The 12,582-nt window shown below is 68.4% G+C and carries 12 protein-coding genes; 10 read left to right on the forward strand and 2 right to left on the reverse strand.

The genetic code is table 11. The features are described from left to right. Positions 1-12: 12 nt before the first annotated feature. Both INQ42_RS12695 and INQ42_RS12700 read right to left on the reverse strand, forming a co-directional pair. Positions 13-1,689, reverse strand: coding sequence for an alpha/beta hydrolase (locus INQ42_RS12695; RefSeq protein ID WP_194034587.1), 1,677 nt, complete (start codon positions 1,687-1,689; stop codon positions 13-15). Continuing rightward, entirely contained in the window at positions 1,686-2,693 is a 1,008-nt protein-coding gene (locus INQ42_RS12700; protein ID WP_194034588.1) for an NADP-dependent oxidoreductase, read from the reverse strand. Before INQ42_RS12700 ends, INQ42_RS12695 begins: the two co-directional genes overlap by 4 nt. A 260-nt stretch (positions 2,694-2,953) precedes the next feature. On the opposite strand from INQ42_RS12700, the gene INQ42_RS12705 reads away from it, so the two are divergent. From INQ42_RS12705 to INQ42_RS12750, 10 genes are all read left to right on the forward strand, one after another. Beyond that, entirely contained in the window at positions 2,954-4,483 is a 1,530-nt protein-coding gene (locus INQ42_RS12705; RefSeq protein ID WP_194034589.1) for a carboxylesterase/lipase family protein, read from the forward strand. Between the two features lie 138 nt (positions 4,484-4,621). Next, complete coding sequence (locus INQ42_RS12710) at positions 4,622-5,137, forward strand: c-type cytochrome (protein WP_194034590.1); 516 nt, start codon at positions 4,622-4,624, stop codon at positions 5,135-5,137. Between the two features lie 94 nt (positions 5,138-5,231). Then, on the forward strand, positions 5,232-5,939 hold the full coding sequence (locus INQ42_RS12715; RefSeq protein WP_194034591.1) for an alpha/beta hydrolase: 708 nt from the start codon (positions 5,232-5,234) through the stop codon (positions 5,937-5,939). Then, on the forward strand, positions 5,932-7,056 hold the full coding sequence (gene zapE, locus INQ42_RS12720; RefSeq protein WP_194034592.1) for a cell division protein ZapE: 1,125 nt from the start codon (positions 5,932-5,934) through the stop codon (positions 7,054-7,056). The genes INQ42_RS12715 and zapE overlap by 8 nt, the downstream gene beginning before the upstream one ends. A 7-nt stretch (positions 7,057-7,063) precedes the next feature. Beyond that, the gene (gene queF / locus INQ42_RS12725; RefSeq protein ID WP_194034593.1) at positions 7,064-7,909 is read left to right on the forward strand and encodes an NADPH-dependent 7-cyano-7-deazaguanine reductase QueF; all 846 of its coding nucleotides are present in this window, start codon (positions 7,064-7,066) and stop codon (positions 7,907-7,909) included. Positions 7,910-8,025: 116 nt separating this feature from the next. Continuing rightward, positions 8,026-8,340, forward strand: coding sequence for a LysM peptidoglycan-binding domain-containing protein (locus INQ42_RS12730; protein ID WP_194034594.1), 315 nt, complete (start codon positions 8,026-8,028; stop codon positions 8,338-8,340). Positions 8,341-8,373: 33 nt separating this feature from the next. Further along, positions 8,374-8,856, forward strand: coding sequence for a hypothetical protein (locus tag INQ42_RS12735; protein ID WP_194034595.1), 483 nt, complete (start codon positions 8,374-8,376; stop codon positions 8,854-8,856). A gap of 151 nt (positions 8,857-9,007) precedes the next feature. After that, positions 9,008-9,733 (forward strand): UPF0149 family protein, encoded by a 726-nt coding sequence (locus INQ42_RS12740; RefSeq protein WP_194034596.1) that lies wholly within the window; start codon positions 9,008-9,010, stop codon positions 9,731-9,733. 129 nt (positions 9,734-9,862) lie between these two features. Then, a complete protein-coding gene (locus INQ42_RS12745) occupies positions 9,863-10,249 on the forward strand; it encodes a TraR/DksA family transcriptional regulator (protein WP_194034597.1) in 387 nt (128 codons plus the stop codon). 38 nt (positions 10,250-10,287) lie between these two features. Next, complete coding sequence (locus INQ42_RS12750) at positions 10,288-12,519, forward strand: NADP-dependent isocitrate dehydrogenase (protein WP_194034598.1); 2,232 nt, start codon at positions 10,288-10,290, stop codon at positions 12,517-12,519. Positions 12,520-12,582: the final 63 nt, after the last annotated feature.

Here is a 12,582-nt window from a genome sequence, read left to right on the forward strand (position 1 = left end):
CGGGAACGGGTGTCAGGGATGGGTTGGGGATGTGGCGGATTGTTCGCCCAGCAATGCGGCGGCGCGGCCGAGATAGTCGTCGGTGCTGGCGGAACTGCCGGCTGCCAGCGGCACACCCAGCGCGCCCAGGCGGGCCGCGAGACCGGGTGAGGCGGCCTCGCGGAACATCGGCTTGCAGCGCTCGCCCAGACGCAGCAACTCGACCACGTTGTCATTGACCTGGGCCGGTGTCGGAGCGGCGACGGGGCGACGGGCGGCTGCGGAAGGTTTCAACCAGGGCCACATCAGGTGGCGTTCGCGCTCCCACTGCCAGGTCTCGTCGAGGTGGCCACCGGCGCGCAACAGCTGCGGGTCGGGCAGTTGCGCCAGCAGGGTCGCGGTCTCATCGCCCTCCAGCAGCCACGGCCGGTGCAGCACGACCCGCTGCAGGCGCTCGCCCAGTGCCGCCGCCAGCGCCGGTACGTAGCCTGCGGCCGCGCCGTGACTCTCGATGGTGACCGGCAGTTGGCCCGGAACCGACCCCAGCGTCGCGAGGATCGCGCTCACCATTGTTCCGGCGTCCAGGTCAGCATCGATCTCGGACGAGCCGCCGTGTCCCGGGAGGTCCGGTGCGACCACCGCTGCCGTGCCGGCCACCGCCAGGTCGGCGGGCGCCAACGGCCGCTCTCCCGGCGCATGCAGCACCAGCCGCAGCGAGTCCGCGCCGTCGTGGGACCACAACGCGATGTCGCCCACCGCGCAGGCGACAATGCGGTGCGACCAGCCGGTGCCGTCAGGACCACCGGAAGGATCACGACCCGCATCCCCACCCGCGCAGTGCGGCGAACGCTCCGCCCCGGCAGCGATCAGTTCGACCGATGCTTCGTCGGCCAGCTTGTCCGCGAGCAACGCATCCATGCGCGCGTGCATGCCCGCGATGCCGTCCTCCTCGACCACTGCCTGCACGTTCGCTGGCAGTTCCGGCAGGCGCGGCAGGTGGGCCAGCAGAGGATCGCCGCGGCGGAAGACCAGCAGCGACGGCGGCTGCAGGGTCGACAGGAATCCGTGCTCGATGTGGCGGAACGCGGCGCCATAGCCGGCCCGGTAGGCATCGCCGACCTCCAGCACGTCCATCACCGCCTCATGAGTGCTCTGGGTGGTGTGCGGATCGATCGCCATCGCCGCTTCGGCGCGGTCGTCGTACCACGGGAAGAAGTATTTCTGCTCGCGCATCCGCGACCACAGCCAGCGCAGGTGCGAGCCGTCCCACGCGGGCACGAACGGAGGCAGGTAGCGGTCGCCGTAGATCGCGCTCTCCGCCGGGGTGAAGGCCGCGTAGCCATCCACCACCAGCGCGGTCACCCGCTCCGGACAGGCGGCCGCGACCTGGGCGGCGACCAGCCCGCCGGTGTGCATGCCAAACACCGCGAACCGGTCGATGCCCGATGCGTCCAGTACCGCGACGGTGGCCTCCGCCAAGTCGGCAATGGAGGGCTCGGCGATGTCGAGCGGGTCCGAGTAGCCAAAACCCGGCGTGTCCGGCGCGATCACGGTATAGCGGTCGGCGAAGCGCGCAATCATGTCCAGCCACATCCGCGAGTTCTGCGGCGACTGGTGCAGCAGGACCAGCACCGGCCCCTGCCCGGCATGACGCAGATGCACATGACGCTGGCCGATGCGGACGAAGCGACGGTGGATACACACGCTCATTCAGGCAACCTCACCAGTGATTTGCCCAGGTTCCGGCCCGACATCATCGCGATGAAGGCCGCCGGAGCGGAAGCGAGGCCGTCGCTGACCGACTCGCGATACTGCACGCTGCCGTCGCGCACCAGTGGTGCGACCTCATTGGTGAATTCGTCGAACCGGTCGAGATGGTCGAACACCACCAAGCCCTGCAGCGTGGCGCGGGCCGCGATCACCGGGCCCAGGTTTGGACCTGGCGGGCGCTCGCCCTGGTTGTACTGCGAACTCAGGCCGCACAGCACCGCGCGCGCGCGCGGCCGCAGCAGCGACAGCGCCGCTTCGAGCACCGGCCCGCCGACGTTGTCGAAGTAAACATCGATGCCATCCGGACACGCCGCGCGCAGGTCCTCGACGAAGCTCGGGCTGAGGTGGCTGACGCATTCGTCAAACCCGAAGGCCTCGCGCGCGACCGTGCATTTCGCCTCCAGCCCGGCGATGCCGACGGTGCGGCAACCCGCGCGCCGTGCCAGTTGCCCGGCCACGCTGCCGACCGCGCCGGCTGCGGTGGAGACCAGCACCGTTTCGCCGCGCTGCGGACGGGCGATCGTCTTCAATCCGGCCCATGCCGTCAGGCCGGGAATCCCCAGCACGCCCAGCGCGGTGGAGGGCGGCGCCAGATCCGGATCGACCCTGCGCAGTGCGTCCTGCGGCGCCACCGCGACGTCGCACCAGCCGGTATCACCGACTACCCAGTCGCCGACGGCCAGGCGGTCGGCATTGCTCTGCACCACTTGTCCCACCGCGCCACCGGGAACCACCGCGCCCAGTTCGGGCCGCGTGATCGCGTAGCGTCCGCCCAGCAACGGGCGCAGATACGGGTCCAGCGACAGCCAGTGGTTGCGCACCACGACCTCGCCGGCACCGGGCGCATCCAGCGTGCGCCGATCCAGGCCGAAGTCGCGCTCGCGCGGCATGCCGTCGGGGTAGCGCAGCACCTGCACGACCTGTCGCGTCGGGGGTATCGCCATCCATCACTCCTGATCGTTCCGCTGCCGGTTCCCAAGGTGCATGCGGTTCTTTGCGGCCTGGAAAGTCCTGCCAACGCGGTGAACAGGGCCGAAAACCGCGCGCGTTGATTGTCCGGACATTTACCAAGATACTCGGATTGACTTCACTCGCCAACGGTGTTTTCAGGATGGTCCACAACCTCCGGTACCAACCCGACCCGCGCCCGGCCTTGATCGCAGGGTTCCTGATGTTGGCGGCGGCGTTGCCAGCTTGCGCCAGCTTGACCGATCGCCCTGTCGCCGGCGGCAGTGATGAGCTGGCGCCGGTGGTGCACACCGCCCAGGGCGATGTGCGCGGATTTGTCGACGAGGGCATCGCCGTATTCCGCGGCATCCCGTTCGCCGCGGACGTGAGTGGCGAAGGACGCTGGCGACCACCCGGCCCCGCGCCGGAATGGCAAGGCGTGCGCGACGGCACCCGGCACGGCGCAATCTGCCCGCAGTCCACCGAGAAGCGCAATGGCGCCGTCGCCCCGTGGCTGGCGGAGTTCGAGATGGCCGAGGACTGCCTCAACCTCAGTGTCTACAGCCCGCAACTCAAGGCCGGAAGCAAGGTTCCGGTGATCATGTGGATCCATGGCGGCTTTGCCCGCATCGGCACAGGCTCGCGGCACGACGGCAAGGCTTTGGCCAAGCGGGACGCGGTGGTGGTCACCATCAACTACCGGCTCGACAGCCTGGGGCTGTTTGCCCACCCCGCGCTCACCGCGCGCCAGACCGACGAGCCGCTGGCCAACTACGGCCTCATGGACATGGCGGCCGCGCTGCGCTGGGTGCAGGACAACATCGACGCATTCGGCGGCGATCCCGGCAACGTCACCATCGCCGGCCAGTCCTCCGGCGGAGTGGCCGTGACCGCGCTGATGACCTCGCCGATGACCCGCGGCCTGTACCACCGCGCCATCGCCCAGAGCGGCGCGATGGCCAACCTGGAACAGGCCCGCCGGGTCTCGGTCGACCAGCCCGGATCGCCCTCGCTGGAGAAGGATGGCGAGGCGTTGGCGACCGCGTTGGGCGTCGATCCCGGCGGAGACGTCCCGGCGAGGCTGCGCGCGTTGCCGTGGCAGAAAATCATCGCCTACTCCGAAACCCGCCCCGCAGGCGCGATGGTGCCCGTCACCGATGGCCGGTTCCTGCCCGGCAACGTCGACCGCACCTTCGCCCGCGGCGAGCAGAACCCAACCCCGCTGATGATCGGCACCACCGATTGGGAGCAGAGCCTGGTCGCCAACTTCAATATTCCGTTGGCCGCGATCCTGCGTGGCACATCCGCCGACGAAGCGCGCAGCGCCTACCCCGCACTGGATGACAAGCCGCTGGTGGAGGAATGGTTCGCCGATACCGGCTTCCACGCCCCGGCCCGCTTCCTGGCGCGCCAGGTGGCGGCCCACGGCGGCAAAGCCTTTGTCTACCGTTTCAGCCACCTTCCCGCCGACAAGCGCGGCAGCGTGCCCGGCGCGGCGCACAGCGATGACGTGCCCTACCTGTTCGAACCCGTTGGCCTGCCCAGCGTGACCGTCGACGCAACCGGCAAGGAGCTGTCGCGGATCATGACCGGCTACTGGACCAACTTCGCCCGCAAAGGGGACCCCAACGGACCGGGACTGCCTCGTTGGGCCGCGGTCGGCACGGATGACCTGGAGCTGATGGATCTGGACGTGCCCCCGGCGATGCAGACCGACCCGCGCTCGAACCAGATCCAGTACCACCTGCAGCGCTACCAGACGGCGCTCGAGGCGATGCGGCCTTAGTGCTTGATTCCACGGCGGAGAGCCGCCCCTACTTGTCTGGCCGGCAACGCTTTATACTGCCCCGCGGCCGCTTGATTGCGGATTTTCGTTGGACGTCGACGCGCGCCCCATCGCGGGGAGCGCCCAAAAGGTGGGACCGTGCGCAATTACGACCTTGATTTCCTGAAAAGATTCTCGCTGGTGATCGGCTTCCTGATCCTGCTCAGCCTTGGCCTGGTGGTCGGCTCACGCATCATCAGCAACTCGCTTCCCTACGACGAGCCGGACAATTTCGCGCAACGCACCGTGGAGCGCATCGCGCCCGTCGGCGGCGTGTACGCTGGCAGCACCGGTGCGGCCGCAGCAGCAGCGGCGGCATCCGCGGCGCTCGCTTCGGCATCGGCGCAGGTCGCCTACGGCGGCACGCTGGATGGCTCGGTGATCTTTGATGGCCTGTGCGCGGGTTGCCACGGTTCCGGCGCCGGCGGTGCACCGACCATGGATCAGGCGCACTGGTCGGCACGCATCGCCCAGGGCATGGACACCCTGCACAAGCACGCCATCGAGGGTTACACCGGCAGCGCCGGCCTGATGCCGGCCAAGGGCGGCAATCCGGCCCTGACCGACGAGCAGGTCATCGCCACGGTCGACTGGATGGTCGAGAACCTCAAGTAACGGTCGACCGGTCTGCCGGTCCGCTGACAGAGCCGCCCTTGGGCGGCTTTGTCGTTTCCGGGTTCCGTCCGTTGGCAAGGCTTATCATGGGCCGATGGACAAGCCTGCATTTCCCAACGATCCGGAATTCCGCTCCGGCAAGCCGGTCGACGTCACCCTGCACGGCCCGGCCGGAGATCTCGAAGCCATCGTGGAAGCGCCCGAGGCCGACGTCGACCCGCGCCCGGTGGTGATGGTGATCTGCCACCCCCTCCCCACCGAGGGCGGCACCATGCACAACAAGGTGGTCACCATGACCGCACGTGGCCTGCACCAGTCCGGCGCCACCACGGTTCGCTTCAACTTCCGTGGCGTGGGCGGGTCTGAGGGCCGCTTTGACAACGGTGACGGCGAAGCCGATGACCTCCGGGCCGTCATCGCCTGGGTACGCGGGCAGCGCCCCGACCTCCAGCTCTGGCTGGGGGGTTTCAGTTTCGGCTCCTACGTCGCCTTCCAGGTCGCCAGCGAGGTCGATGCCGGCCTGCTGCTCATGATCGCCCCGCCCGCAGGCCGCCGCGGCTACCGCTTCGACAGCATCCCGGCCTTCGACGGCCCCTGGGTGGTGATCCAGGGCGAGACGGACGATGTCGTGGATCCCGAAAAGGTTTATGAGTGGGCAGACGGCTTCGATCAGCCGCCCGAGCTGGTCCGCATCCCCGATGCCAGCCACTTCTTCCACCGCAAGCTGATCGACCTGCGCGGCGCGGTGAAGCACGGGATCCGTCCCTACCTGCCAGCGGCGAAGCCTGCCGCCGATGCTTGACCCCGTCGTGACCGCGGACGCCGGCGCCCTGCCCGGCGTGCGCTACCGCGCCGGCGTTGCACGTGGCGACTGGGATGCCGATCCCGCCCAGTTGCCGGCACTGGCCGAGCTGGACCGCATCCACGCGGCGCTGCTGGAGCCGCCCTCGCGCGGCCTGCTGCAGCGCCTGCGCAAGCAGCCGCCGGCGGCCGTGCCCGGGCTGTACCTGTGGGGCGGCGTCGGCCGCGGCAAGACCTTCCTGGTCGACCTGTTCTACGACGGCCTGCCGATCCAGGCCAAGCACCGCACCCACTTCCACCGGTTCATGCGCGACGTGCACGCACGCCTGCGCGAGCACGCCGGCGAGCGCGATCCGCTGGCCTCCATCGCCCATGCCGCCGGGCGCCGCTGGCGGGTGCTGGTGCTGGACGAGTTCTTCGTCACCGACATCGGCGATGCGATGCTGCTGGGCCGGTTCATGGAGCAGTTGTTCGCCAACGGGGTGGCCCTGGTGACGACCTCCAATACCGCCCCGCAAAACCTGTTCAAGGACGGGTTGCAGCGCGAGAGCTTCCTGCCGGCGATCGCCCAGATCCAGCAGCATTGCCACATTCTGGAGCTGGTCAGCGACCAGGATTACCGCCTGCGCGCATTGACCCGCTCGCCGGTGTACCGCGCGCCGCTGGATGCCGCGGCCGACGAGTGGCTGGCGACGCGCTGGAAGCAGATCATCGCCGACGCGCCGCGCGAGGACGGTCCGCTGCATATCGAAGGCCGCGACATCCCGGTGCGCGGCATCGCCGGCGGCCACATCTGGTTCGACTTCGACGCCCTGTGCGATGGCCCGCGCGCCACCGGCGACTACATCGAGATCGCGACCCGGTTCCACACCGTGCTGGTCGGCGGTGTCCCGGTATTCGATGGCAGCAACGACGATCCCGGCCGCCGCTTCGTCAACCTGATCGACGAGCTCTACGACCGCAACGTCAACCTGGTCTGCACCGCCGATGCCGACCCGGTCGGCCTGTACACCGGCCACCGCCTGGCCGGTCCGTTCGAGCGCACCACCTCGCGCCTGATCGAGATGCGCTCCACCGAGTACCTCACCACCCGGCACCGGGGCGGATCGGGAGGATAATGGCGCCATGACCGCCATCGACTCCCTCGCCGCCACCGACACCGGCGCCGACCTGCCGCTGGGCCGCAGCGTCGCCTACCCACGCGCCTACGATCCATCGCTGCTGTTCCCGATCGCCCGCGCCCTCGGCCGGACCCGGCTGGACGTGCAGGCGGACGCGCTGCCCTTCATTGGTAACGACCGCTGGCATGCCTACGAGCTGGGCTGGCTGGACGGCCGCGGCAAGCCACGCGTCGCGACCGCAACGATCACGGTGCCGGCAACCTCACCGCAGCTGATCGAATCCAAGTCGCTCAAGCTCTATCTGAACTCGTTCAACGCCACCGCGTTCGTCAGTGACGAGGCGGTGCTCGCGCGAATGGTCGAGGACCTGTCGCGCGTGGCCGGGAGCCCGGTCGAGGTCGCCTTCGGCCTGCCCGTCATGGATGAGTCGCAGGACAACGCCATCCTGATCGACACGCTGGACATCGCCATCGACCATTACGGCCCGCCGCAGCCGGCCTTCCTGGCCGCCGATCCCGCCCATGTCGTCACCGAAACGCTGACCAGCGAGCTGCTGAAATCCAATTGCCCCGTGACCGGCCAGCCCGACTGGGCGCGCCTGGTGGTCCACTACCACGGCCCCCAGCTGGATCGCGCCGGCCTGCTGCGTTACCTGGTCTCCTTCCGCGAGCACGCCGGCTTCCACGAGCAGTGCGTGGAGCAGGTCTTCTGCGACCTGATGCGCCACGCCTGCCCCACCCAGCTCTCGGTGGAGGCGCGTTACACCCGCCGCGGCGGCCTGGACATCAACCCGTGGCGGGCAACGCCGGGCTGTCCTGCGCCTGAGCCCGGGAGAGACCTGCGCCAGTAAGCGGCAGTACGGCGCTGTTGGCGGCGCGCCGTCGCAAAACCGTCACCCGCCGGCGATCTGGTTTTAACAAGGCGCGTGCCATCGTCTCCCTGCCCCGATGGCAGGAGTCCGATGCAATGAGCCACCCCGACAAGAAAGCCGATTTCTCCGGCGTCACCAGCAAAGTAGACAGCACCGCCAACAGGGCGGACCGGGCTGACTTCTCCGCTGTCAGTTCGCGCGTCGACACCACCGCGGACAAGATCGGCGAGCCGGTGTCCGAGCTGTACACCGTGAAGCCCGGCGACACGCTCTCGCACATCGCCAAGCATTTCTATGGCAAGGCCAGCGCCTGGAACACGATCTACGACGCCAACCGCGACCAGCTGCACAACCCGGACCGGATCCAGCCCGGCCAGGTCCTGCGCGTTCCTGCTCGCGACGACCACTGAAGCGCACTGGCGCCCATCCCCAAGGAGATCCACATGACCGCACCAACCCTGCGTTATGCCATCGCGACCGCCCTGGTGGCATCGCTCGCCCTGGCGGGCTGCAAGAAGGACAAGCCTGCTGACACCGCCGTCACCCCGCCGCCGATGAGCACCCCGGCGCCGACCCAGCCGGCGTCGCCGATGAACAGCGCGGTAAGCATCACGTCGGTGACCTTGGGCACCCAGGCGGGCGCCGACAAGATGATCCAGACCTCGACCACGGATTTCACCACCAACGATCCGATCATCGTGTCAGTGTCCACCACCGGGACCAGCGGCAGCACGAACATCCACACGCGGCTGGTCTACGAGGATGGCCAGGTCGCCGGTGAGGAGTCGCAGTCGATCTCGACCAACGGTATCGAGACCACCAACTTCACCTTTAACAATGCCAACGGCTGGCCGGCCGGCAACTACACCGCCGAGGTCGCCATCGACAGCGCTGCGCCGCGCAAGACCAGCTTCACGGTGAAGTAATTCCTCGAATCGCCATGGCCGGAGACGGCTGCCATCGGAAGGGCGCGCCAACTGGTGCGCCCTTCTGCGTTGCAGGGTCTCGCCGGTCACGCTCGACGCCTTCGGGCAACCGTTACCATGGCCCAATCCCTGCCCGCCGTGACCTTCGCCCATGACTGCATCCGCCTATCTGTCCGACGACCAGATCGAACGCCTTGCCAACCTGCTCGAGCAGCGCGCGGTGCCGTTCCGCGGCTTCAACCTGGAAGCGCTGGACGGCTATTTCACCGCCCTTGCGGTCTCGCCCGCCGAGCTCGCCATGGACCAGTGGGAGCCGACCATCTGGGGCAAGACCCCGCGCTGGGACGACGCTGCGCAGCGCGCGGGCATCGAAGACCTGCTGCTTACCCATCGCAACATGGCGCTCGCCAGGGTGCGCCACGGCAACGAGACCCTGCCCGACCACCTGGCGCCGCTGCTGTGGCTGCCCGAGGATCCCGAGCATCCGACCGAAGGCGCGCAGGCAGCACAGGAAGACGAGCTGGATGTCGGCCGCGACTGGGCACTGGGCTTCTTCACCGCCGTGGAGCTGCAGGAGGACGCGTGGGACACCTGGCTGGACCAGAACGACTGGATGGAGGAGATCTTCGAGCAGTTCGACCGCCTCGCCAGCGGCGAAGTCATCGGCGAGGATCCGGCCCAGCCCGGCACGCCGATCGACTACCCCGAGCGCCTGGGCATCATCGCGATGCTGCCCGACATGCTGGCCGACCTGCACCACCACCGCATCGAGGCGCTGACCCCGCGCGAGCCCATCCGCGCGCTGGACACGCCGGAGCGCAACGAGCCCTGCCCCTGCGGCAGCGGCAAGAAATACAAGAAGTGCTGCGGCGCGTAAACGCAGCCGGTCGCGCCTGGTACCGGTAGCCCGCGGCCGGCGAAACCGCCTGCCGCGCTCCGGGGTCATGCCGGAATCACGTCGCTTTGGCCACACTGGTGGCCACGAAACAACCGACGCGGGATACGCATGAGCCAGCACAACGACGCACTTGATCCGGACTTCATCCAGAAACAGAAGCAACGGCTGGAGGAGTTGCAGGCCGAGCTGCAGTCCTCGCTCGACTTCCGCCTGGAGGACGAGCTGCAGATGCAGGAAACCCGCACCAACCAGGCCCGTACCAGCGGCAGCGACGCGCAAAAGAGCGCGCAGCAGGACAACAACCGCGCCGTGCGTGCCCACGACCGCATGCGCCTGGAAGCGGTTCGTCGCGCGCTCGAGAAGATCGAGGAAGGCACCTACGGCCAGTCCGAGCAGAGTGGCAATCCGATCCCGCGCGCCCGGCTGGAAGCCGCGCCATCCGCCCTCTACACGGTGGCCGAAGAGGAAGTGCGCGAGCGCGAACAGGACGTCTAGGCGACAATGGTCGGCCCGATGGCGACGACGAGAGCTCAATGTCCGATACCCCCAAGATCATCTACACACTCACCGACGAGGCGCCCTTGCTGGCGACGCAGTCGCTGCTGCCGATCGTGCAGGCGTTCACCGGCACCGCCGGGATCGCGGTGGAAACCCGCGACATCTCTCTGGCCGCGCGGATCCTGGCGCAGTTCCCCGACATGCTCGGCGATGCTGCCGTCAGCGATGACCTGGCCGAGTTGGGCAACCTGGCGACCACGCCGGAAGCCAACATCATCAAGCTCCCCAACATCAGCGCGTCCGAGCCGCAGCTGAAGGCCGCCATCCGCGAGCTGCAGCAGCACGGCTACAAGCTGCCCGAATACCCCGACGAGCCGGCCACCGACGCCGAGCGCGATACCCGCAAGCGCTACGACCGCGCCAAGGGCAGCGCCGTCAACCCGGTGCTGCGCGAAGGCAACTCCGACCGCCGTGCGCCGCTGTCGGTGAAGAACTACGTCCGCAAGCACCCGCACCGCATGGGCGCGTGGAGCGCGGACAGCCAGTCGCACGTCGCGCACATGGACGATGGCGACTTCTACGGCAGCGAGCAGTCGGTGCTGATCGACCAGCCCGGCGCGGTGCGCATCGAGCTGGTCGGCGCCGATGGCAAGACCACGGTGCTGAAGGAGAAGACCGCCCTGCTGGCCGGCGAGCTGATCGACGCCTCGGTGATGAGCCGCTCCAAGCTGGCCGATTTCGTCGATGCCCAGATCGAGGACGCCCGCGCGCGCGACGTGCTGTTCTCGCTGCACCTGAAGGCCACGATGATGAAGGTCTCCGACCCGATCATCTTCGGCGTCGTGGTCAGCCGCTTCTACCGCGACGTGCTGGCCAAATACGCCGACGAGCTGCGTGAGGTCGGCTTCGACCCCGACAACGGCATCGGCGACCTTTACGCCAGCATCCAGTCGCTGCCCGCCGAGCGCCAGGCCGCGATCGAGGCCGACATCGCCGCCCAGTACGCCAAGCGCCCCAGGCTGGCGATGGTGGATTCCGACAAGGGCATCACCAACCTGCACGTGCCCAGCGACGTGATCGTGGATGCCTCGATGCCGGCGATGATCCGCGACTCGGGCAAGATGTGGAATGCCGCCGGCGAGCGCCAGGACGCCAAGGCGCTGATCCCGGACCGCTGCTACGCCGCCGTGTTCCAGACCGCGATCGAGGACTGCAAGGCGCACGGTGCGTTCGACCCGGCGACCATGGGCACGGTGCCCAACGTCGGCCTGATGGCGCAGAAGGCCGAGGAATACGGCAGCCACGACAAGACCTTCCAGATCCCTGCCGCCGGCACGGTGCGCGTGGTGGACGGCAATGGCACGGTGCTGATGGAGCACGCCGTCGAGGCCGGCGATATCTGGCGCATGTGCCAGACCAAGGACGCGCCGATCCGCGACTGGGTCAAGCTGGCCGTCACCCGCGCGCGCCTGAGCAACACACCTGCCGTCTTCTGGCTGGACCCGCAGCGCGCCCACGACCGTCAGGTGACCGCCAAGGTCGAGACGTACCTCAAGGACCACGACACCGCCGGCCTGGACATCCGCATCATGGATCCGGTCGCGGCGATGAAGTTCTCGCTGGCGCGCATCCGCAAGGGCGAGGACACCATCTCGGTGACCGGCAACGTACTGCGCGACTACCTGACCGACCTGTTCCCGATCATGGAGTTGGGCACCAGCGCGAAGATGCTGTCGATTGTTCCGTTGATGGCGGGCGGTGGCCTGTTCGAGACCGGCGCCGGCGGCAGCGCGCCCAAGCATGTGCAGCAGTTCAGCAAGGAAAACCACCTGCGCTGGGATTCGCTGGGTGAGTTCCTCGCCCTGGCCGCGTCCCTGGAGCACTTGGCCGAGCGCTACGACAACCCGCGAGCGCGTGTGCTGGCGAAGACCCTTGACGAGGCCACCGGCACGTTCCTGGACAACAACCGCTCACCCTCGCGCAAAGTCGGCGAGCTCGACAATCGCGGCAGCCACTTCTACCTCGCGCTGTACTGGGCGCAGGCGCTGGCCGCGCAGGATGAGGACGCCGCGCTGAAGGCGACGTTCGCCCCCATCGCGCAGGCGCTTGGCCGCGATGAGGAAAAGATCGTCGAGGAGCTCAACGCCGCGCAGGGCAAGCCGGTCGACATGGGCGGCTACTACCAGCCCGACCTGGAACTGCTGGGCAGGGAGATGCGACCCAGCCGCGCGTTCAACGAGGCACTGGCGCTCCTGTCGGCCGCCTGATCGCCCCGCCATCCCAACGGGACCGCACCTGGTTTGCGCTAGGCTGCGGTCTGCCCTGTTCCC

This window comes from Lysobacter avium (assembly GCF_015209745.1).
GTDB lineage: Bacteria > Pseudomonadota > Gammaproteobacteria > Xanthomonadales > Xanthomonadaceae > Novilysobacter > Novilysobacter avium.